Genomic DNA, 20,104 nt, shown 5'->3' with positions numbered 1-20,104 from the left:
CGTCCGATCGACCCGTCGATCACCGCAACCGCCACCCGTTTTCTCCCCGTGACCCACACCCTCGAACAACTGCAGGCCGGCCAACTGTCGGGCGCGCGGCAACTCAAGCTCGCGTGCGGATTGACCGAATTTCCGCGCGAGATCTTCGATCTGGCCGACACGCTCGAAGTGCTCGACCTGACCGGCAATGCGCTGTCCGCGCTGCCCGACGACCTGCCGCGGCTGCATCGGCTGCGCATCCTGTTCGCGTCGGGCAACTGCTTCACCGCGTTCCCCGACGTGCTCGGCGCGTGCGATGGGCTCGACATGATCGGCTTCAAGGCGAACCGGATCCGCACCGTGCCGCGCGGCGCGCTGCCGCGTGCACTGCGCTGGCTGATCCTGACCGACAACGCAATCGACGAACTGCCGGCCGACATCGGCGACTGTGGGCGGTTGCAGAAGCTGATGCTGGCCGGCAACCGGCTGCGGACGCTGCCCGCGGAAATGGCCGCCTGCCGCGCATTGGAACTGGTGCGCCTGTCGGCGAACCGGCTGGACGCGTTGCCCGACTGGTTGTTGCGCCTGCCGCGTCTTGCGTGGCTCGCCGTGGCCGGCAATCCGTTCGGCGCGGTGCCGGAGGCCGCGGCGTCGGCCGGGCCGGACGTCGCGGAGATCGACTGGGCCGCGCTGTCATGCGAACGGAAACTGGGCGAGGGCGCGTCGGGCGTCATTTATCGCGCGCAACGGCGCGCGGACGGCCATCCGCCGCGAACGGTCGCGGTCAAGCTGTTCAAGGGCGCGGTGACGAGCGACGGCCTGCCCGATTGCGAAATGGCCGCGTGCCTGCATGCCGGCCGTCATCCGAACCTGATCCCGGTGATCGGCAAGCTGCGCGGGCATCCGGACGGCACGCACGGCCTCGTGATGGAGCTGGTCGATTCCGCGCTGACGAATCTCGCCGGGCCGCCGAGCTTTGCGTCCTGCACGCGCGACGTTTATGCCGCCGATGCGTCGTTCGATCCGGCGCAAGCGCTGCGGATCGCGCACGGCATCGCGTCGGTCGCCGGCCATCTGCATGCGCACAACATCCTGCACGACGGCGCAGGTGGCGCGCTGCTCGGGGATTTCGGCGCGGCGTCGCTGTACGACGTGAACGAGCGTACGCGCGGCGGAAGGTTCGAGCGGCTCGAAGTGCGCGCGTTCGGCTATCTGCTCGGCGAATTGCTCGAGCGCTGCGAATCGCACGCCGGTGCGCTCGATGCGCTGGCGGCGGCGTGCGTGAACGAGGACGTCGACGCGCGGCCGTCGTTCGACGAGATCACGGCCGCGCTGGCCGCTCGCATGGGCTGATGGGGGCGGCTCACGCCTGCCGCGCGGTCAACAGCTTGATGCCGAGCCCGACGAACAGCAGCCCGCTCGCACGTTTGAGCGCGCGCACCGCGCGGCTCATGCCGACGCCGCGATGCAGGCGGCGCACGCCAGCCGAATAGACGCTGTGAACGACCACGACCGTGCATGCGATCGTCGCGTACATCACGACGAACTGCAGCGCGAGCGGGCGGTCGTGCACGACGAACTGCGGCATGAATGCGGACAGGAAGATCATCGTCTTCGGATTGCTGCCCGACACGAACAGCGCTTCGCGGAACAGCTTCCGGCGATCGGGCACGACGATCTCCGCTGCGCCGCTCGATGCGGCGGCCTGGCGGTCGCCGCGCAACTGCCGGACACCGAGAACCATCAGGTACGCGGCGCCGATCACCTTCATCGCGACGAACAGCGGCGGCATCGCCGCCAGCACCGCGCCGACGCCGAGTGCGACCAGCAACACGACCATGCCTTGCGCGACGAGGTTGCCGGCGATCGTCGCGGCGGTGCCGTGCGCGCCATAGCGCACCGTGTTGCGGATCACGAGCAGCACGTTGGGCCCCGGCGACAGCGTCGTCGCGAGATAGGCGGCGGCAAACAGCATCCAGTTCTGAATGGACATGCGGCGCTCCGGGAGGCGGTTCCAGCGGTCGAGGTCAAGCGATGATGGCACGCCAATAATGGCCAGGGCCACCGCCGCCGGAACCGTGCGGTCGCGGCGCGTCAGCGCACGTCGCGCATGCAGTACGCGGGAATCGACTGCGGCGTATCGATGGCGGCAGGCCGCGTCATCCACGCGATCCACGCGGCCCATAACCCGCAGGCGAGCAATACCGCGACATTCAGCGGCGTCCGGTAGCGGACGATCAGGTCGGCCAGCGGCAGGCGGTCTTTCATGTGCGTTCTCCTTCGATCGTGAGGCCGGCGGCGTTACTGGCCGGCGTAGGTCGGCGCCTTCGCGTCGCAGGTCACGGACACCGTCGAGCCGTCCGCGAAGTGCAGCCGGAGCGGCACCTTCGCGCCGGGCGCGACGGCCTGGCGCGGCTCTTCCAGCATCACGTGATAGCCCTTCGGCTTGAACGTCAGCGAGCCGTGCGCGGGCACGACGACCGAGTCGACGTGAACCATCTTCGCGGTGCTGCCGCTCGTCTGCGTTTCATGCATCATCGCCATCCCGTAGGCGGGCGTGTCGATGCCGGTGAGCGTCGCGCTCGCGTCGCCGTCGTTCTTCAGCGTGAAGTAGCCGGAGGACGGAACCGTCGCCGGCATCGTACGGATCCAGCACGCGTCGGCCTGGACGGCGGGTGCGGCAAACGTGGCGGCGGCATGCAGCGCCAGCGCCATGAGCAGGGCGGTCGGGATCGAGTGTTTGGTCATGTGTTCTCCTTGTCGGGTGCGATGCCGTGGGCATCGATGCGAATGCGCCCGGCATGGCGTGCCGGTGCGCGTCGCGTGCGTGACGTGCGTTACTTCAGCGTGAATGCGTAGCGGCCGTGCGTGCGATGGCCGTCGCTGGCCACCGCGATCCACGCGACCGTGTAGGCGCCGGGCTTCAGGCTCGCCAGTGCGACGTGCATGCGCTTCCGGTTGCCGGCGTCGACGGCCGATTTCCCGTCGACGACCGATTGCCCTTGGCTGTCGGTCACGGCGATCGAACTGAACGCGGGCTCGAGCGCCTCGCCGAAATCGATCGTGACCGCGTGCGGCGCGCTCGACAGCGTGGCGTTGGGGGCCGGGTCCTGCATTTTCGGGAGCGCATGCGCATACGCGGCGTGGAGGGCGACGAAGCCGAGTGCGGCGAGTGCGCCGCGGACGAAAGTAGCGGTTTTCATGGCTGGATGAGCGAGTGACGAATCGGATGGAAAAAGACGGATTCGACGGACGGTTGCGCGAGCGGCATCGATGTCGGCGGCGCTCGGCGCGGACGTGCGAGGGCGGGCATTCGCATGCGGGCGAATGCAGGCGCGGCGATCCGAACCGGTGGCGGCCAACCGTGCGCCCGGCACGACGCCGCGCGCAGCAGGGTGAGACATGATCGTCCTTCGAAACGTGACACATCGCGCACGCGAGCGGCGTGCGCAGGCGACGCGATGCACGACGGCATCACGCGCAATGACGACGGATCAGGACGTGAACGGCGGGGCGCGCGGTTGCGCGGCCGTGAGCGGCAGCGCGCGGCGCAGGCTTTCGAAGCGGGTTGCCGCGCGATGCTCGATCGCATGTACGCGGGCCGCGAACGTCAGTTCGGGAGCGGGCAGCGCGGGCGCATGGGCAAGCAGGCTGCAGTAGCCGCATGCCTGCAGATGAGCCTGCAGGCTTTTCGTCGACGCATCGGCGGAGCGGTCGCCGGCGGCCGGCGCGGCCGAACAGTAGCCGGCCAGCAGCGCGTCGACGCGTCCTTGCGTGGTCAGCGCTTGCGAGATCGTCGGCGCGAACGCCGTCATCAGGATGGCGAGCATCCCGATCAGACTGCCGATCTTCCGGAGGCGACGACTCAGCATGCGATGCGCGGCGGCGGGTGGACGACGATGCGGGCGATTATGCCACGCACGCCGGTTCGCCGGTCGGCGCGGACGTGCGGCGTAGCGGCGCGCTATGCGTGCAACGCCAGGTACTTCGCGATCAGCGTCATCTGCGCGGCCCAGCCCTGGTCGTTCATGTCGCGTGCCGTCGCGCGACGCGCCTCGATCAACTGGTCGAAACCCGTTTCGGCGACCGTGAGCAGCGTGCCGCCGGCTTGCGCCGCGAGTGTGAAGGTGACGAGTGTCATCGGCTCGGACGCGTAATCGACATCCGGATCGATCGCGAACGGATGCCAGCGAAACGAGAACAGTTGCTTGGGCTCGATACGGTCGACGACGATTTCGAACACGGTGCCCGCATAGGGCTCCTGCGCCTTGGCGACGTCGTCGTCGACGCGGGTCGGCGTGATGCGGCCGAACAGCGGCTGGCCGGCCTCGAACGGGCCGTCGAACGACACGCCGAACCACTGGCCGAATTCGCCGGAATGGCTGACGGCCGCCCACACGCGGTCGGGCGATGCGGCGAGCAGCGCCTGTTTTTCGATGCGATCGGTTTGCTGGATCATCACGTTCTCCATGCAGGATCGAGCGTTGCAGAGCGATGCACGCGGCCCGCGCGCGATGGCTAGTCGAGCATGGCCGCGTCGGGCACGTCGAGCACGAGATCCGACGTCGCGACGGCCACGCACGGCAGCGTATAGCCGTCGGCTTTTTCCTCGCGGGAGAGCCCCGGCCATTCGATCGTGTAGCGTACGCTGCCGCTGACGATCCGGCAAAGACAGCTTCGGCACGTGCCGTTGCGGCACGAGCGCGGCAGCGACACGCGCGCGAACGCGGCGGCCTCGAGCAGGGTGAGCGAATCAGGCGCGTCGAAGGTCGCGCCGAGCGGCTCGATGCGCACGAGGGGCGGGTGATCTGGATCGGTCATGACTGAAGCGGGCGGCGATTCGGCGGCAACGCGCCAAGCATACCCGAACCCGCCGGCGGCCCACGGCCGCCAGCCGTGGAGGTCAGTGCCGCCGCAGATACCGGTACACGGTATTGCGGGCGAGGCCGAGCTCGCGCGCGGCCGCCGACACGTTGCCGCCATGCCGCGCGAGCACCGCGTCGATCATCGCGGCCTGGTGGCTTTGCAGCGTCGTGCCTTCGCGTTTGCCGACCGGCGTGGCTGCGTCCGGCGCAGCCGGCGCATCGTCGCAGTCGAGCCAGAAATCGTCGGGCAAATGCGCGAGCGTGATCTCGGCTTCGTCTTCGGCGAGCATGCCGGCCGTGCGCAGCACGTTGGTCATTTGCCGCAGGTTGCCGGGCCAGCGGTGGCGCGCGAACGCGTCGAGCACGTCGGCCGCGAGGCGGCGCGGCATCGGCTCGCTGCGTGCGAGCCGCGCGAGAATCCGCTCGACGAGCGCCGGCAGGTCGGTGCGCGCGGCGAGCGCGGGCAGCGTGACCGCGAGCCCGTTGATCCGGTAGAACAGATCCTCGCGGAACGTGCCCTCCGCGATCATCGCGCGCAGGTCGCGGTGGGTCGCGCACACCACGCGCACGTCGACCGGCACCGCACGTGCGCCGCCGAGCGGCATCACCGCGCGCTCCTGCAGCACGCGCATCAGCCGCACCTGCTGCGCGAGCGGCATGTCGCCGATTTCGTCGAGAAACAGCGTGCCGCCGTCGGCCTGCGCGATCTTGCCGGGGCTGCCGCGCTTGCGCGCGCCCGTGAACGCGCCGTCTTCATAGCCGAACAGTTCGGCCTCGATCAGCGAATCGGGCAGCGCCGCGCAGTTGACCGCGACGAACGGGCCGTCCGCGCGCGGCGACGCCTGGTGCAGCGCGCGGGCGAGCCATTCCTTGCCGGTGCCGGTCTGGCCGAGGATCAGCAGCGGCAGGTCGCGCCCGCGAATCTTCGCGACGCGTTCGAGCACGGCGGCCATGCGTGCGTCGCCGGTGTCGAGCGTCGCGAACGTGATCGCATCGGGGTCCGGCGCCCGCACGCGTGCGGCCGGTGCCGGCGGCGTGACGGCGACGGTCGCTTTCTGCACGTCGGGGAATTCGCAGCGGGCGAGCACGCGCACGCCGGTCGACAGCGTGAGGCGGAACGTCGCGCCCGGCGCGCGCGCGGCCTGCTGCGCGAGCTCGCCGAAGCGCATGCCGAACAACGCGTCGCTGGCCTGATGCTGCAGGGCGTCGAACGATGCGCCGAGCTGGAACTGGGCGCTGCGGTTCGCGGCGATCAGCCCGCCGTCGGGGCCGAATGCGACGAGCCCGGCGAACAGCGAATCGACGCAATCCTCGTGGGCGTGAAAGCGCAGCCGCAGCGCTTCGCCGCACTGGTTCGCGAACAGGTGGTTCTCGATCAGCTGCGCGGACATCCGTACGAGCGCGAGCGTATGCGGGCTGGAGCCGCGCGGGTCGCCGCTCACGTCGAGCGTGCCGAGCGTGCGGCCGAACGGATCGACGATGGGCGCGCACGCGCAGGTGAGGATGTGGTTCGCGCGCAGGAAGTGTTCGGAACCGTGCACGACCACGGCCTGGCCCGATGCGAGCGCGGTGCCGATCGCATTGGTGCCGCGTGCGCCTTCGGCCCACGACACGCCGTTGCACAGCGCGACGCGGTTGGCTTTCTCGATGAAGTCCGCGTCGCCGATGCTGTGCAGGATCACGCCGTCGGCGTCGGTCAGCAGCACGAGGCTTTGGGTCTCGGCGATCTGCGCGTGGAGATCCTCCATCACCGGGCGGGCGTGCGAGAACAGCGTGTGGTTGGTGTCGAGCAGTTCGCGCAGCGCGACGCGCGACAGCGGCGCGAAATCGGGGCGCTCGTGCGCGCGCAGCCCGACCGCGGTCGAACGCGCATGCGCCTGCGCGAGCAGGTCGGTACGCCCCGCGGTGGCGGGCAGCACGAAGGGTTGCGGCATGATGTGTCTCCTGTTCCCCGGAGCCGCCGGGGCCGACCGGATCGGAAGCGGCGGCGGAGTGTGTCTCCGCTCGCGGCGCACCATTGGGCGCGACAGCCGTTCGTCCGGGTACGCATCATCATACAAGGGCCACGTGCGATGCGCGACTGCCAGCAAAATCCCCTTGCTTTCAGGCGCCCGCCTGCAATGATGGAAATGGAGCACGCACGCGCCGTGTTCCGCAGTGCAACATGCATGCGACGCGACATGCATCCGTTCGGGAGACGCATCATGGTTCGGGCGGAACTGAGAGTCGTGCTGGCGGCCATCGCCACCTTCATCATGCTGGGCGGCATTGCCGTCGCGATCCACGGCCTGCTGTTCGATCTGACCGATGCGGTGAGATACGGGGCGGCCGCGATTGCGGTGGGCGTCACGACCGCCGCGATCGCGCTCAACATCTGGCCGACCGATCCGCACTGACGCCGCTGCCGAAACGGTGCCGGATGCCGCGCAGATCAGACGAAATGCGCGTCGGAACGACGCATACCGAAATTTTTGTGTCCCGCGCGAAACCGTCTAAAGTGGAATTCAACCGGCATGCATCGATCGCGCCACACTCCGCGGTCGGGGCCTCCGCCGGCGAGCCCGCATCCATTTCGTCCGGCCGGTAGCGGACGACGGACGCGGTTATTCGTTTTCTACCGGTCGAGGCGGCTCCCATGCAGATTCATTTCACGAACGAGAAGCCGGAGTATTCGGGGCGTGACCTGATGCTGGCGTTCACGGCGCTGGTCAATGGCGAGCGGGTCCAATGTCAGATCACCGCCGAGGCGCTGGAAGACCACTTCGGCGCGGCATCGCCACGCTTCGAGGACATGGTCGGCGCATTCGACCAGCATCGCGAGCGCATCGAGGCGGCCGCACGGCGCCTGCTGTCGGAAACGCGCGCGCAATGCGTGACGCTGCGCAGCGGCTACGTGCGTTTCTACGAGGCGAACTGGCGCTGACGACACGACGCTCGTCTGGCGGTGCGCGCGCCGAGCGCGGCGCACGCGAACCCGTCGCCTTTCGCGCAATGCCGTTCGGTGGGCCGGGCGGCATTTTCGTATGCGGGCCGTGCGGGGGCGCCGGAGCGTCGGCGGGGTCGTGCGCGTCGGTTCGTGAAGCTCGCGCAAGCATCGTGCGCAAACGAAAACGCCACCCGAAGGTGGCGTTTGCATCGTGTGTCGCGTCGCGTCGGTGCGCGCGCCGCGCCTACTCGCTGCCGAGATAGAAGAAGCGGAACAGGAACACGGCCGCGATGATCCACACGATCGGCTTGACCGTGCGCGCCTGGCCCGTCAGCAGCTTGAGGCCGCCGTACGCGATGAAGCCGAACGCGACGCCGTTCGCGATCGAGTACGTGAACGGCATCAGCAGCGCGGTCAGCGCGGCCGGCACGGCTTCCGTCGCATCGTCCCACGGCACCTCGACCATTTCGCGCAGCATCAGGCACGACACGTACAGCAGCGCGGGCGCCGTTGCGTAGCCCGGCACGACGCCGGCGAGCGGCGCGATGAACAGGCACGCGAGGAACAGCACCGCGACGGTGATGGCCGTCACGCCGGTGCGGCCGCCGGCCTGCACGCCCGAGGCGCTTTCGATATACGCGGTGGTCGACGACGTGCCGAGCACCGAACCCGCGACGATCGCCGTGCTGTCGGCGAGCAGTGCCTTGTTCAGGCGGTTCATCTTGCCTTCGACGAGCAGGCCCGCGCGATTCGCGACGCCCATCAGCGTGCCCGTCGCGTCGAACAGTTCGACCAGGAAGAACACGAGGATCACGTTGATGATGCCGGTCGACAGCGCGGCGCCGATGTCGAGCTTGAACAGCGTCGCGTCGATCGACGGCGGCGCCGAGAACACGCCGTGGAACTGGTTGCCGGCGAAGAAGAACGACAGGATCGTCACGCCGATGATGCCGATCAGGATCGCGCCGCGCACGCGCAGGTGGTCGAGCGTGACGATCGTGAAGAAGCCGACGATCGCGAGGATCGTCTCGTGCTTGTGCAGGTCGCCGAGCGTGACGAGCGTGGCCGGGTTGCCGACGATCACGCCCGACGTCTTCAGCGAGATGATGCCGAGGAACAGGCCGATGCCGGCGGTAATGGAAATCCGCAGCGATTTCGGAATGCCGTTGACGATCGCCTCGCGCACGCGGAACAGCGTGACCAGCAGGAACAGGCAGCCGGAGATGAACACCGCGCCGAGCGCGGCCTGCCACGTGAAGCCCATCCCCTTGACGACCGTGTACGCGAAATACGCGTTCAGGCCCATGCCGGGCGCGCAGGCGATCGGGTAGTTCGCGTAGAGCCCCATGATGATCGACGCCAGCGCCGCGACGAGGCAGGTCGCGACGAACACGGATTCCTTCGGCATGCCGGCGTCGCCGAGAATCGCGGGGTTGACGAAGATGATGTAGGCCATCGTCAGGAACGTGGTGACGCCCGCGAGTATTTCGGTGCGGAAATCGGTGCCGGCTTCAGCGAAGCCGAAATACCGCTTGATGGATTCCATGAAGGCGTTTCTCCGGTCGAGTTGTCGTGTTGATTGTTGTGCCGAATTGTTGTAAGGCAGCGCGGCCGGCTAACTGTAACCAGCCACTATTGTCCGGCTATCGGCGGATTGTAATAGCGGGGATAGCTCGGACGATATAGTTGGAGGGCACGATCGGTTGTGCGCGCGGGAACAGTCTGGCGCCTGCTCGCGTGGCGAAGGCGCGCATTTTACCGGTTCGCATGGTGCGGGCCGGCGGAAATGGGGAAACGCGGGAAACGCGCGTAGGGGCGCGGTAGGGGCGCGGGACAGGCCGGCGAGACCGGTCGATGCGTACGCAGCCGATGCGTGCGCAACGGCCAGCGGGCTGCGTCGCGTGCAGCCGGTGCGCGATGACATGGGACTGAAACGGTGCGCCCGCATGCTGCACGAACGCGGTGCACGCGGCGCGTGCGAGCGAATGCACGTGTGCCGCAGGTTCGGCTACACGACACGGCGACTGCATGCAGCCGCCATTCGTCAGTCCAGGCGGCCGCAAGTATCGGGCTATCCTGCGCCGAAGCCGTCCCGTCCGCAACTGTCATTTCGCGATGCGAAGGCGACTGTGGTTTCTGTGTAAAAGATTGCAAGACCCCATCGCGTAAACCGGCAAGTCTTTCTAGGATAGATAAACCGCGCATGCACACGCCGGCCGGTCATTGCCGACGCGGGGAGTCGCAGTCCGTGCAGGCCAGGCGGTGAATGGCGGTCAAGGCCGTTGCGCGTTCGGGCAGGCACGGCCGGTCAGGCACGGCCGGTCAGGCGCGGCCGATTGCGATTGCCCGATGCGGGTTCGTCCGTAATCACGGAGGTCAGCATGTTGAACTGGATCAGCCGTTGGGCGATGCGACACGCCCCCACGCCGGAAAAAACCGCTGCGTCGATGCTCGTGACGGCGCGCATGGAACTGTTCGCAGCCGAACAGCGCGTCATCGATGCGAAATTACAGGCGGATTACTGGCGCACACGTGTGTCGTTCCTCGAGGAGGTGCAGAAGCAGGGCATCGATCCGTGGGTGACCTCGCAGGCCGCGCAACGTCCCGACCTCGATGCCACGCCCCGAAGCACGGGCCCGCGTCTCGCCGCCAGCACCTGATGCCGTTGCTGTATCCCGTTGCTGCGCACGGCGCGCGATCGCTCGCGGCACGCGTCGGCGTGCCGCGTCCTCCGATGCGCACCTGCGGCGCGTTGCGCCGCGGGTGCGTCCGTTTCCTGTCGCGGCGGTGGCGCGTGTCGCGTGCTTGACGCATGAAACGCATGCGAAACAACGGCACGCACGCCGCTCATCCACTCCTTCTTCCTATTCCGACAAGCAAACGTTGCACTTGCGCGAGCATGCGCCTGATGCGTTCGCCGCGCCTCACGTACGCGGTCGTGATCGTCGCTTCGGCGGACTGGTCGGCATCGGTGCCGAGCCAGATGCGCTCGCCGCGCGCGATGCGCAGCACGTCGCCGGGCCGCACCCAGTAATCGTCGACGCTGGGCGGGCGCGTGATCCACAGCGCCGCGCCGTGCGCGCGGATCTCCGCGTCCTGCGGCGCGCGCCACGTCATTGTCGTGCGCGGCGCGACCGCGAAGCGGATCACGACGGTCGGTAACGCGATCGTGCCGGCGACGCGCCGATCGGGACGGTCAAACAGCGGGCTTGCCTGGTCCATCGTCTTCTCCATTCAGTGAGCCGGACGGATGACGTGCACCAGAACAAAAAGGCCTCATCCGTTTCCGGCGAGGCCTTGTGTGACATGCGGTACTGCTCGATTGCTAACGCACAAGCGCCTCCCGTGATCCATTCTTTCGAATGTTCACCGGGCAATGAATCGCGATGGCGACGAGCTTGAACGTAGGCATGCGAACGAGTGTGTCGCGGCCGCGCAGCCGTGTCAATGGAAATGTCGAGACGCGTGGCGTGGCGGTTACGCGTCGCGTTGCGCGAGGCCGTTGACGAGCAGTTCGGACAGCAGGCCCGTCATCCCTTCCGGGTGCGTGGCCGCGCGGGCCTTCAGCTGTTCGACGAGCTCGGCGTTGAGCTTGCACGCGAACGGCACGAGGCCCTGTTCCTGGTCGAGCTTGCGCTGTGCGCGGCGATCCAGCTTGGCCGCTTCGTCGGCGCCCTTGCCGAAACGCGCGGAGCTCGACTGTTTCATCGCTTGCGTCAGCTTGAGCGCCTTGTTCTTTTCGAGATCGGTTTTCTTCATCGCCATCGCGGCACCTCCGGGAAATTGAAGCCGCGATTGTACGCATTTCGGCGGGCGCCGCCCGCCGAACCGGCCGGCCACCCTGTCATGCGCCTTTTGTCGTGCCCGGTTGCCGCCGTGCGCGGCCGCCTGTGCGGCCGGCGCGCGCGCGAGGTAGGCGAGCGCCTGCTCGGTCGAGTCTTCGTGGTGCGGCGTAGAGCCCGGCATGAAGTAGCGCGGCGCCGCGCCCATCGGCATCGGCCGCAGCCGCGGCGTCGCGCGGGCCGCTGCAGCGCGTCTCAATGCTCGCGCGGCGGCCCCAGCCGATCCAGCAACGCGCCCAGCAGATCGACCGGCAACGGAAACACGATCGTCGAATTCTTGTCCGCGGCGATCGTCGTCAGCGTCTGCAAATAGCGCAACTGCATCGCCTGCGGTTGCTGCGCGAGCCGCTGCGCGGCCTGCAGCAGCTTCTCCGACGCCTGCAATTCGCCCTCCGCATGAATCACCTTCGCGCGCCGCTCGCGTTCGGCTTCGGCCTGCCGCGCGATCGCGCGGATCATCGTTTCGTTCAGGTCGACGTGCTTGATCTCGACCGTCGACACCTTGATCCCCCACGCATCGGTCTGCGCGTCGAGCGTCTTCTGGATGTCCGCGTTCAATTGCTCGCGCTCGGCGAGCAGCGCGTCGAGTTCGTGCTTGCCGAGCACCGCGCGCAGCGTCGTCTGCGCGAGCTGGCTCGTCGCCTCGAAGAAGCGCGCGACCTGGATCACGGCCTTTTCGGGATCGACGACGCGGAAATACACGACCGCATTGACCTTCACCGACACGTTGTCGCGCGTGATCACGTCCTGCGCCGGCACGTCGAACACGACGGTGCGCAGGTCGATCCGCACGACCTGCTGGACGATCGGAATGATCAGTACGAGCCCCGGCCCCTTCACCTTCCAGAACCGGCCGAGCATGAACACGACGCCGCGCTCGTACTCGCGAAAGATGCGGATCGACGACGCGACGAGCACCACGACGAAGACGACCAGGACACTGCTGAAGCCGAACGTGTAACCGATCATGAAGGTTCTCCGTGGGGATGGGCGGGGGCGGGCGCGTCGTAGAGCGGCGCGACCGTCAGCGTCAGCCCGTGGCGGCCGGTCACGCGCACGCGGCAGCCGGCGGCCAGCGGCATGCTGCTCGCCACGCGCCAGCGCTCGCCGTGCACGCGCGCCCAGCCGGCGGCCGACGGCGGTGCGCCGGCCGCGCCGTGCGGCTGCGGCTGGTCCGGCTGCAGGCCGTCGTCGAGCACTTCGCCGATGCTGCCGAGCATCGCCTCGGCGCCGGTCACGACCGGGCGGCGGCGCGCGCGCAGCGCGACGCTCGACACGCCCGCGACGAGCAGCCCGCCGCCGAGCGCGAGGCTCGCGATCACGGGCCACGGAATGCCGTAGCCGGGCACGTCGGTGTCGATCAGCATCAGCGCGCCGATCGTGAACGCGACGATGCCGCCGAAGCCGAGCACGCCGAAGGTCGGCAGGAACGCCTCGGCGACGAGGCAGCCGAGCCCGAGCAGCACGAGCCCGAGGCCCGCATAGCTGATCGGCAGCAACTGCATCGCGAACAGCCCGACCAGCAGGCAGATCGTGCCGGCGACGCCCGGCAGCACGAAGCCGGGGTTCGCGAATTCGAAGAACAGGCCGTAGATGCCGATCGTCAGCAGGATCAGCGCGACGTTCGGATCGGCGATGACCGCGAGGAACCGGTTGCGCCAGTCGGGCGCGAGCACGACGAGCGGCGCGTGCGCGGTCGCGAGATGCAGCGTGCCGGCCGTCGTCGTCATCGCGCGGCCGTCGAGCTCGCGCGCGAGATCGGCCGGGTCCTGCGCGATCAGGTCGACCACGTGCTGCGCGCGCGCCTCGCTCGCCGACAGGCTTACGGCTTCCCGCACCGCGCGCTCGGCCCATTCGGCATTGCGCCCGCGCAACTGCGCGAGGCCGCGGATGTACGCGGACGCGTCCTGCATTGCCTTGCGGATCTCGGTCGATTGCGTGTCGGTCGGCAGCGCGGCCGCCGTGGCGGACGCGTCAGATGTGCCCGCCGCACCGGTCGGTCGCGGCGCACCGGGATTGGCGCCCGGCGGCGCGGCGCCGCCGATGCCGAACTGCACGGGCGACGTCGCGCCGAGGTTGGTGCCGGGCGCCATCGCCGCGAAGTGGCTCGCATAGACGATGTAGGTGCCGGCGCTCGCCGCCCGCGCACCGCCCGGCGCGACGAACGCGGCGACCGGCACCGGCGAGCCGAGGATGGCCTTGATGATCTGCCGCATCGACGTATCGAGGCCGCCGGGCGTGTCGAGCTGGAGGATCGCGAGCGGCGCGTGCTCGCGGGCCGCGCGGTCGAGCGAACGCACGATGAAATCGGCGCTGGCCGGGCCGATCGCGCCGTTGACGGGAATCACGACGACCGGATGCGCGGCGGGCACGTCGGCCGATAGCGGCGCGGCGAGCGCGGCGCATACGACGAGCAGCGCCGCGAACAGCGCGGCGCGCGCGACCCGCGCGGACAGCGGGTGACGGGGCCGGCCGCCGGGCGCGGCAGGCACAGGCGGCGGCTCATGACGGTGAAAACGCATCGGGACGTCCGGGCGGCGCACGGCCGCGTACCGTCCGGCTTGCGAAAAGGGCGTGGGCCCGATGCTTGAAGATTAGGCGGTTTCGGCGGAAAGCGCGAAGATGCGGCCGCGCCGGCCGGCGTCAGCTTGCGCCGCCGCCGCGCGCGAGCACTTCGTCGCGATAGTCGGCCGGGCTGCGCCCGCTCCATTTGCGAAACGCGCGGTAAAACGCGCTCGGCTCGGCGAACCCGGTCGCGGCCGCGACGTCGGCGATCGTGCGGGCGGGGTCGGCGAGCGCCTCGAACGCGAGATCGCGCCGCAGCGTGTCCTTGATCGACTGGTACGCGTGGCCTTCCTGGTGCAGCTTGCGGCGCAGCGTGGCCTCGGCCACGTGCAGCCGCGCGGCCATCCCGCCCGCGCCCGGCCACGCGGCGGGCGGCATCCCGCGCAGCACCGCGCGCACGCGCTGCGCGAGCGCGTTCGGGTTGCGGTACTTGACGATGAAGCTGGCCGGCGCGTTGCGCAGGAACGTCTTCAGCGTCTTCGCGTTCTGCACGACCGGCAGCGTCGCGAATTCGGGATCGAAATCGACATACGAATCGGGCTCGTTGAAACGCATGTCGTCGCAGAACATCGACGGGTATTCGTGGTCGGCGGGCGGCGTGTCGCAGCGGAAGCTCGCGTGCAGCAGCGGAATGCGCCGGCCGATCAGCCAGCAGGTGAGCCCGTACACGATGATGAAATAGGTCGCGTACGTGAACATCGCCGGCGTCGCGCCGTTGTTGCGGTGCACGAAACGCAGCCGCACGCGCTGTGGATTCGCGTCGAGTTCCGCATGGAGGTCGTCGAGCACGCAGTGCATGAAGTTCACCGCGCGCGCCATCGCATGCAGCCCGTCGCGCGCGGACAGCGCCGCCTGGCTCATCGCGATGAAGCTGCCGCTGCGCATCGGGTGGCGATCCTGCCCGAAAAACTCGTCGTCGAGCGTGCGTGCGATCGCGTTCCACAGCGCGCCGTATTGCTGCGCGGACACGCGTGCGCGCGGCTGGCCGAGCAGCGCCGGCGCGATGCCGGCCTGCGCGAGCAGCGGCTCGGCCGCGACGCCGCGCCGCGTAGCGAGCGCGACGCTGTACGCGACGAGGCTGATCGCAACGGTTCCCTTGTCTTCCTGCTTCATCGGTGTCGCCGGTGTGGCAAAAACGCTCAGTGTAAATGAGCGACGCGAGCATCGAACAGTCGCGCGCGCTTGCCTACACTTGTTGCATCGAAACGCAAGGACGGTCGCGCCCGGCGGCCGCGGGAGACAGCAGCACCATGGACGAGCTTTACACCGAAGACCAGCGGATGATCCGCGACGCCGCGCGCGCCTTTGCCACCGAGATGCTGGCGCCGAACGCCGCGCAGTGGGACCACGATGCGCGCCTGCCCGACGCGATCGTCGCGCAGCTCGGCGAGCTCGGCCTGCTCGGGATGATCGTGCCGCAGGAACTGGGCGGCTCGTATACGGACTACGTCGCCTATGCGTTGGCGATGGAGGAAGTGGCGGCCGGCGACGCCGCGTGCGCGACGATGATGAGCGTGCACAACTCGGTCGGCTGCGGGCCGATCCTCGGCTTCGGCACGCCCGCGCAGAAGGATCGCTGGCTGGCCGACATGGCGGCCGGCCGCGTGATCGGCGCATTCTGCCTGACCGAGCCGCATGCGGGTTCCGAGGCGAACAACCTGCGCACGCGGGCCGAACTGCGCGACGGCCAATGGGTGCTGAACGGCGCGAAGCAGTTCGTGACCAACGGCCAGCGCGCCGGTGTGGCGATCGTTTTTGCCATGACGGACCCGGAAGCCGGCAAGCGCGGCATTTCCGCGTTCCTGGTGCCGACCGACACGCCGGGCTTCATCGTCGGCAAGCCCGAGAAGAAGATGGGCATTCGCGCGTCGGATACGTGCCCGATCACGTTCGAGAACTGCGCGATTCCGGAAGCGAACCTGCTCGGCAATCGCGGCGAAGGGCTGAAGATCGCGTTGTCGAACCTCGAAGGCGGGCGCATCGGCATCGCCGCGCAGGCGCTCGGCATCGCCCGTGCCGCGTTCGACAAGGCGCGCCGCTATGCGGGCGAGCGCGTGCAGTTCGGCAAGCCGATCGCCGAACATCAGGCGATCCAGCAGAAGCTCGCCGACATGGCCGTACAGATCAACGCCGCGCGCCTGCTCGTGCATCACGCGGCGAAGCTGCGCACGGCCGGGCTGCCGTGCCTGTCGGAAGCGTCGCAGGCGAAGCTGTTCGCGTCCGAGATGGCCGAGCGCGTGTGTTCGGATGCGATCCAGATCCACGGCGGCTACGGCTACCTGGCCGATTACGAAGTCGAGCGTCATTATCGCGACGCGCGCATCACGCAGATTTACGAAGGCACCAGCGAAGTGCAGCGGATGGTGATCGCGCGGCAGCTTTGAGTCGCGGCGCGCGCCATCCGACACCACGCAATCGAACAAGCAGGCACACGAAGCAGGCAGGAAGGCAGCGCGGCGAACGCGGCACGCAACGACGTGACCGTGCGCCGTGCAACACGGACCGGCGCAGGTGCTGCATGCGCCGGTTGACCGCTGGGCATGGAGACTGGACGGAGACGACACATGACGGTACAGGCATTCCTGGACGCACGCGACTTTCTGCTGCGCCATCGCACCGACTACGACACTGCATACCGCGATTTCGCATGGCCGGTGCTCGATGCGTTCAACTGGGCGCTCGACTACTTCGACCCGATGGCGCGCGGCAACGACCAGCCCGCGCTGTGGATCGTCGACGCGGCGACCGGCACCGGCGATCCGTATTCCTTCGCGCAGATGTCCGAGCGTTCGTCGCGGATCGCGAACTGGCTGCGTTCGATCGGCGTCGTGCGCGGCGACCGCATTCTGCTGATGCTGCCGAACCGGGTCGAGCTGTGGGATGCGATGCTGGCCGCGATGAAGCTCGGCGCGATCGTGCTGCCCGCCACCACGCAACTGTCGCCCGACGACGTGCGCGACCGCGTGCAGATCGGCGGCGCGACCTACGCGATCGTCGACGAAAACGAAACCGCGAAGTTCGAGCAGGCCGGCCTCGGCCTCAAGCAGAAGATCGTCGCCGGCGCGCCGCGCGAAGGCTGGCTCGCGATGAACGACGGCTACGCGGCAAGCGCCGCGTTCGAGCCGGATGCCGTCACGCACGCGAACGATCCGATGCTGCTGTACTTCACGTCGGGCACGACGTCGAAGCCGAAGCTCGTCGAGCACACGCACCGCACCTATCCGGTCGGCCATCTGTCGACAATGTACTGGGTCGGCCTTCAGCCGGGCGACATCCACTGGAACATCAGCTCGCCGGGCTGGGCGAAGCACGCGTGGAGCTGCTTCTTCGCGCCGTGGAATGCGCAGGCCTGCGTGTTCGCATTCAACTATGCGCGTTTCGAGCCGAAGGTCGTGCTCGATGCGCTCGTCAAATACCGGGTGACGACGCTGTGCGCGCCGCCGACCGTGTGGCGCATGCTCGTGCAGCAGCCGCTCGCGTCGTTCGACGTGAAACTGCGCGAGATCGTGGGCGCGGGCGAGCCGCTGAATCCGGAGATCATCGAGCGCGTGAAGAAGGCGTGGAACATTTCGATTCGCGACGGCTACGGCCAGACCGAGACGACCTGCCTGATCGGCAACTCGCCGGGCCAGCCGGTCGTCGCCGGTTCGATGGGCCGGCCGCTGCCCGGCTACCGGATCGCGCTGCTCGACCCGGACGGCGCGCCGGTGACCGAAGGCGAGGTCGCGCTGCCGATCGGCGACGACGTCACGCGCCCGGTCGGGCTGATGAAAGGCTATGCGAACAATCCCGACGCGACGGCCCACGCGATGCGCGACGGTCACTACCGCACGTCGGACATCGCGATGCGCCGCGACGACGGCTACTACGTGTACGTCGGCCGCGCGGACGACGTGTTCAAGTCGTCCGACTATCGGCTGAGCCCGTTCGAACTGGAAAGCGTGCTGATCGAGCATCCGGCGATCGCCGAGGCGGCCGTCGTGCCGAGCCCGGACCCGGTGCGGCTGTCGGTGCCGAAGACGTTCATCACGCTGCGCCAGGGCTATGACGAAAGCCCTGCGCTTGCGCTGGAGATTTTCCGTTTCTCGCGCGAGAAGCTCGCGCCGTACAAGCGTATTCGCCGCCTGCAATTCGCGGAGCTGCCGAAGACGATCTCGGGGAAGATCCGCCGCGTCGAGCTGCGCCGCCGCGAGATCGAGCGCGGCGACGATGCCAGCGCGCGCATGCCCGGCGAGTACTGGGAAGAAGATTTCGCCGCCGAACTGAAATGACCGGCCGCGGGCCGCGCGCCGCATTTTTCGGCGCGCCGTCCGCAGCCGCACTGAATCGAACCGGCCGCGCGTTGCCTGATGCCACGCGGCTCACTGCAAGGAGAAAACGCTGATGAACGCGAATCCGACGCCCCGCACGGGGCAAGACGTGCCGACGGTCAAGCTGCTGATCGACGGCGCTTTCGTCGAGTCCGCCACGAGCGAGTGGCGCGACGTCGTCAACCCGGCGACGCAGCAGGTGCTCGCGCGCGTGCCGTTCGCAACCGTCGCGGAAGTCGACGCGGCGGTGCGGGCCGCGCACGCCGCGTATGCGACGTGGAAGAACACGCCGATTTCCGCGCGCATGCGCATCATGCTGAAGTTCCAGGATCTGGTGCGCGCGAACCAGCCGCGCATCGCGAAGACGCTGACGGCCGAGCAGGGCAAGACGATTCCCGATGCCGAAGGCGACATCTTCCGCGGCCTCGAAGTGGTCGAGCACGCGTGCTCGGTCGGTACGCTGCAGCTCGGCGAATTCGCGGAGAACGTCGCGGGCGGCGTCGACACCTACACGCTGCGTCAGCCGATCGGCGTGTGCGCGGGCATCACGCCGTTCAACTTCCCCGCGATGATTCCGCTGTGGATGTTCCCGATGGCGATCGTGTGCGGCAACACGTTCGTGCTGAAACCGTCCGAGCAGGACCCGATGTCGACGATGGAACTCGTCGAACTGGCGATCGAGGCCGGCGTACCGAAAGGTGTACTGAACGTCGTGCACGGCGGCAAGGACGTGGTCGATGCGATCTGCACGCATCCGCTCGTGAAGGCGATCTCGTTCGTCGGCTCGACGGCCGTCGGCACGCACGTGTACAACCTCGGCAGCCAGAACGGCAAGCGCGTGCAGTCGATGATGGGCGCGAAGAACCACGCGATCGTGCTGCCCGACGCGAACCGCGAGCAGGCGATCAACGCGCTCGTCGGCGCGGGCTTCGGCGCGGCCGGCCAGCGCTGCATGGCGACTTCCGTCGCGGTGCTCGTCGGCAGCGCGCGCGAATGGCTGCCCGATCTCGTCGCGAAGGCGAAGACGCTGAAGGTCAACGCGGGCTCCGAAGCGGGCACCGACGTCGGGCCGGTGGTGTCGCGGGGCGCGAAGGCGCGGATTCTGTCGCTGATCGACATGGGCATCAAGGAAGGCGCGAAGCTTGAACTCGACGGCCGCGATGTGAAGGTCGCGGGCTTCGAGGAAGGCAACTTCATCGGCCCGACGATCTTCTCCGGCGTGACGACCGACATGTCGATCTACACGCATGAAATCTTCGGTCCCGTGCTGGTCGTGATGGAGGTCGACACGCTCGACGAAGCGATCGCGCTCGTCAACGCGAACCCGATGGGCAACGGCGTGGGCATCTTCACGCAGAGCGGCGCGGCCGCACGCAAGTTCCAGAGCGAGATCGACGTCGGGCAGGTCGGCATCAACATCCCGATCCCGGTGCCCGTGCCGTTCTTCAGCTTCACCGGTTCGCGCGGCTCGAAGCTCGGCGATCTCGGCCCGTACGGCAAGCAGGTCGTGCAGTTCTACACGCAGACCAAGACGGTCACCGCGCGCTGGTTCGACGACGACACGACGGCCGGCCCGGTGAACACGACGATCCGGCTGCATTGAGCGGCGGAGGAAAC

21 protein-coding genes and 1 pseudogene are annotated in these 20,104 nt (G+C 68.4%); 7 read left to right on the top strand and 15 right to left on the bottom strand.

From position 1 onward, the window contains the following. The first annotated feature begins 48 nt into the window (after nt 1-48). Nucleotides 49-1,332, top strand: a complete 1,284-nt coding sequence (locus CFB89_RS25850) for a leucine-rich repeat-containing protein kinase family protein (protein ID WP_089470328.1) — start codon at nt 49-51, stop codon at nt 1,330-1,332. A gap of 10 nt (nt 1,333-1,342) precedes the next feature. Here the strand turns inward: CFB89_RS25850 and CFB89_RS25845 are convergent, their stop codons facing one another. The 8 genes from CFB89_RS25845 to CFB89_RS25810 all read right to left on the bottom strand — a co-directional run bounded on the left by CFB89_RS25845 (nt 1,343) and on the right by CFB89_RS25810 (nt 6,778). Next, nucleotides 1,343-1,972 (bottom strand): LysE family translocator, encoded by a 630-nt coding sequence (locus tag CFB89_RS25845; RefSeq protein WP_089470327.1) that lies wholly within the window; start codon nt 1,970-1,972, stop codon nt 1,343-1,345. A 101-nt stretch (nt 1,973-2,073) separates the two neighbouring features. Next, nucleotides 2,074-2,247: a hypothetical protein gene (locus CFB89_RS35080; RefSeq protein WP_179233531.1), complete on the bottom strand. Its 174-nt coding sequence runs from the start codon at nt 2,245-2,247 to the stop codon at nt 2,074-2,076. Between the two features lie 33 nt (nt 2,248-2,280). Then, a complete protein-coding gene (locus CFB89_RS25840) occupies nt 2,281-2,727 on the bottom strand; it encodes a copper chaperone PCu(A)C (protein ID WP_089470326.1) in 447 nt (148 codons plus the stop codon). Nucleotides 2,728-2,816: 89 nt separating this feature from the next. Further along, on the bottom strand, nt 2,817-3,182 hold the full coding sequence (locus CFB89_RS25835) for a copper resistance CopC family protein (RefSeq protein WP_089470325.1): 366 nt from the start codon (nt 3,180-3,182) through the stop codon (nt 2,817-2,819). Between the two features lie 291 nt (nt 3,183-3,473). Continuing rightward, nucleotides 3,474-3,851, bottom strand: coding sequence for a DUF2946 domain-containing protein (locus CFB89_RS25825; protein ID WP_089470324.1), 378 nt, complete (start codon nt 3,849-3,851; stop codon nt 3,474-3,476). Between the two features lie 92 nt (nt 3,852-3,943). After that, on the bottom strand, nt 3,944-4,438 hold the full coding sequence (locus CFB89_RS25820) for an SRPBCC family protein (protein ID WP_089470630.1): 495 nt from the start codon (nt 4,436-4,438) through the stop codon (nt 3,944-3,946). Between the two features lie 59 nt (nt 4,439-4,497). After that, the gene (locus CFB89_RS25815) at nt 4,498-4,800 is read right to left on the bottom strand and encodes a 2Fe-2S iron-sulfur cluster-binding protein (RefSeq protein ID WP_049031263.1); all 303 of its coding nucleotides are present in this window, start codon (nt 4,798-4,800) and stop codon (nt 4,498-4,500) included. A gap of 82 nt (nt 4,801-4,882) precedes the next feature. Then, entirely contained in the window at nt 4,883-6,778 is a 1,896-nt protein-coding gene (locus CFB89_RS25810) for a sigma-54-dependent Fis family transcriptional regulator (protein ID WP_089470323.1), read from the bottom strand. A 186-nt stretch (nt 6,779-6,964) separates the two neighbouring features. Here CFB89_RS25810 and CFB89_RS25805 point away from each other — a divergent pair, with 186 nt between their 5' ends. Both CFB89_RS25805 and CFB89_RS25800 read left to right on the top strand, forming a co-directional pair. Further along, the gene (locus CFB89_RS25805; RefSeq protein WP_006498826.1) at nt 6,965-7,240 is read left to right on the top strand and encodes a DUF2964 family protein; all 276 of its coding nucleotides are present in this window, start codon (nt 6,965-6,967) and stop codon (nt 7,238-7,240) included. A 239-nt stretch (nt 7,241-7,479) separates the two neighbouring features. Continuing rightward, nucleotides 7,480-7,767, top strand: a complete 288-nt coding sequence (locus CFB89_RS25800) for a DUF1488 domain-containing protein (RefSeq protein ID WP_006480750.1) — start codon at nt 7,480-7,482, stop codon at nt 7,765-7,767. A gap of 247 nt (nt 7,768-8,014) precedes the next feature. Here the strand turns inward: CFB89_RS25800 and CFB89_RS25795 are convergent, their stop codons facing one another. Next, on the bottom strand, nt 8,015-9,316 hold the full coding sequence (locus tag CFB89_RS25795; protein ID WP_089470322.1) for an NCS2 family permease: 1,302 nt from the start codon (nt 9,314-9,316) through the stop codon (nt 8,015-8,017). An 835-nt stretch (nt 9,317-10,151) separates the two neighbouring features. Between CFB89_RS25795 and CFB89_RS25780 the strand changes: the two genes are divergently transcribed. After that, the gene (locus CFB89_RS25780; RefSeq protein ID WP_027807295.1) at nt 10,152-10,430 is read left to right on the top strand and encodes a hypothetical protein; all 279 of its coding nucleotides are present in this window, start codon (nt 10,152-10,154) and stop codon (nt 10,428-10,430) included. Between the two features lie 187 nt (nt 10,431-10,617). On the opposite strand, the gene CFB89_RS25775 is transcribed toward CFB89_RS25780, so the two are convergent. The 6 genes and pseudogenes from CFB89_RS25775 to CFB89_RS25755 all read right to left on the bottom strand — a co-directional run bounded on the left by CFB89_RS25775 (nt 10,618) and on the right by CFB89_RS25755 (nt 15,290). Further along, the gene (locus tag CFB89_RS25775; RefSeq protein WP_089470629.1) at nt 10,618-10,992 is read right to left on the bottom strand and encodes a DUF2917 domain-containing protein; all 375 of its coding nucleotides are present in this window, start codon (nt 10,990-10,992) and stop codon (nt 10,618-10,620) included. 255 nt (nt 10,993-11,247) lie between these two features. Then, nucleotides 11,248-11,535 carry a hypothetical protein gene (locus CFB89_RS25770; RefSeq protein WP_089470320.1) on the bottom strand — a complete coding sequence of 96 codons (288 nt, stop codon included), beginning with the start codon at nt 11,533-11,535 and terminating at the stop codon, nt 11,248-11,250. 79 nt (nt 11,536-11,614) lie between these two features. After that, nucleotides 11,615-11,760: pseudogene (locus CFB89_RS35510) on the bottom strand (metal-dependent hydrolase); the annotation flags it as partial. A gap of 47 nt (nt 11,761-11,807) precedes the next feature. Next, nucleotides 11,808-12,581 carry a slipin family protein gene (locus CFB89_RS25765; protein ID WP_089470319.1) on the bottom strand — a complete coding sequence of 258 codons (774 nt, stop codon included), beginning with the start codon at nt 12,579-12,581 and terminating at the stop codon, nt 11,808-11,810. After that, nucleotides 12,578-14,134, bottom strand: a complete 1,557-nt coding sequence (locus tag CFB89_RS25760; protein WP_089470628.1) for a nodulation protein NfeD — start codon at nt 14,132-14,134, stop codon at nt 12,578-12,580. The genes CFB89_RS25765 and CFB89_RS25760 overlap by 4 nt, the downstream gene beginning before the upstream one ends. A 121-nt stretch (nt 14,135-14,255) precedes the next feature. Continuing rightward, nucleotides 14,256-15,290 carry an AraC family transcriptional regulator gene (locus tag CFB89_RS25755; protein WP_011354321.1) on the bottom strand — a complete coding sequence of 345 codons (1,035 nt, stop codon included), beginning with the start codon at nt 15,288-15,290 and terminating at the stop codon, nt 14,256-14,258. A 137-nt stretch (nt 15,291-15,427) separates the two neighbouring features. On the opposite strand from CFB89_RS25755, the gene CFB89_RS25750 reads away from it, so the two are divergent. The 3 genes from CFB89_RS25750 (at nt 15,428) to CFB89_RS25740 (ending at nt 20,090) form a co-directional block, all read left to right on the top strand. Continuing rightward, nucleotides 15,428-16,561, top strand: coding sequence for an acyl-CoA dehydrogenase family protein (locus CFB89_RS25750; protein ID WP_089470627.1), 1,134 nt, complete (start codon nt 15,428-15,430; stop codon nt 16,559-16,561). A gap of 180 nt (nt 16,562-16,741) precedes the next feature. Then, complete coding sequence (locus tag CFB89_RS25745) at nt 16,742-18,448, top strand: AMP-binding protein (RefSeq protein ID WP_089470318.1); 1,707 nt, start codon at nt 16,742-16,744, stop codon at nt 18,446-18,448. A gap of 112 nt (nt 18,449-18,560) precedes the next feature. Next, the gene (locus CFB89_RS25740) at nt 18,561-20,090 is read left to right on the top strand and encodes a CoA-acylating methylmalonate-semialdehyde dehydrogenase (RefSeq protein WP_089470317.1); all 1,530 of its coding nucleotides are present in this window, start codon (nt 18,561-18,563) and stop codon (nt 20,088-20,090) included. Nucleotides 20,091-20,104 lie beyond the last annotated feature (14 nt).

The sequence above is a fragment of the Burkholderia sp. AU16741 genome (assembly GCF_002223345.1).
Classification (GTDB): Bacteria; Pseudomonadota; Gammaproteobacteria; order Burkholderiales; family Burkholderiaceae; genus Burkholderia; species Burkholderia sola.
This window is presented reverse-complemented; position numbering and strand designations above follow the sequence as displayed.

Coding starts and splice junctions, on each gene's coding strand:
- CFB89_RS25845 (WP_089470327.1), bottom strand. CDS start 1,972: ATGTCCATTCAGAACTGGATGCTGTTTGCCGCCGCCTATCTCGCGACG.
- CFB89_RS35080 (WP_179233531.1), bottom strand. CDS start 2,247: ATGAAAGACCGCCTGCCGCTGGCCGACCTGATCGTCCGCTACCGGACG.
- CFB89_RS25840 (WP_089470326.1), bottom strand. CDS start 2,727: ATGACCAAACACTCGATCCCGACCGCCCTGCTCATGGCGCTGGCGCTG.
- CFB89_RS25835 (WP_089470325.1), bottom strand. CDS start 3,182: ATGAAAACCGCTACTTTCGTCCGCGGCGCACTCGCCGCACTCGGCTTC.
- CFB89_RS25825 (WP_089470324.1), bottom strand. CDS start 3,851: ATGCTGAGTCGTCGCCTCCGGAAGATCGGCAGTCTGATCGGGATGCTC.
- CFB89_RS25820 (WP_089470630.1), bottom strand. CDS start 4,438: ATGATCCAGCAAACCGATCGCATCGAAAAACAGGCGCTGCTCGCCGCA.
- CFB89_RS25815 (WP_049031263.1), bottom strand. CDS start 4,800: ATGACCGATCCAGATCACCCGCCCCTCGTGCGCATCGAGCCGCTCGGC.
- CFB89_RS25810 (WP_089470323.1), bottom strand. CDS start 6,778: ATGCCGCAACCCTTCGTGCTGCCCGCCACCGCGGGGCGTACCGACCTG.
- CFB89_RS25805 (WP_006498826.1), top strand. CDS start 6,965: ATGATGGAAATGGAGCACGCACGCGCCGTGTTCCGCAGTGCAACATGC.
- CFB89_RS25800 (WP_006480750.1), top strand. CDS start 7,480: ATGCAGATTCATTTCACGAACGAGAAGCCGGAGTATTCGGGGCGTGAC.
- CFB89_RS25795 (WP_089470322.1), bottom strand. CDS start 9,316: ATGGAATCCATCAAGCGGTATTTCGGCTTCGCTGAAGCCGGCACCGAT.
- CFB89_RS25780 (WP_027807295.1), top strand. CDS start 10,152: ATGTTGAACTGGATCAGCCGTTGGGCGATGCGACACGCCCCCACGCCG.
- CFB89_RS25775 (WP_089470629.1), bottom strand. CDS start 10,992: ATGGACCAGGCAAGCCCGCTGTTTGACCGTCCCGATCGGCGCGTCGCC.
- CFB89_RS25770 (WP_089470320.1), bottom strand. CDS start 11,535: ATGGCGATGAAGAAAACCGATCTCGAAAAGAACAAGGCGCTCAAGCTG.
- CFB89_RS25765 (WP_089470319.1), bottom strand. CDS start 12,581: ATGATCGGTTACACGTTCGGCTTCAGCAGTGTCCTGGTCGTCTTCGTC.
- CFB89_RS25760 (WP_089470628.1), bottom strand. CDS start 14,134: ATGCGTTTTCACCGTCATGAGCCGCCGCCTGTGCCTGCCGCGCCCGGC.
- CFB89_RS25755 (WP_011354321.1), bottom strand. CDS start 15,290: ATGAAGCAGGAAGACAAGGGAACCGTTGCGATCAGCCTCGTCGCGTAC.
- CFB89_RS25750 (WP_089470627.1), top strand. CDS start 15,428: ATGGACGAGCTTTACACCGAAGACCAGCGGATGATCCGCGACGCCGCG.
- CFB89_RS25745 (WP_089470318.1), top strand. CDS start 16,742: ATGACGGTACAGGCATTCCTGGACGCACGCGACTTTCTGCTGCGCCAT.
- CFB89_RS25740 (WP_089470317.1), top strand. CDS start 18,561: ATGAACGCGAATCCGACGCCCCGCACGGGGCAAGACGTGCCGACGGTC.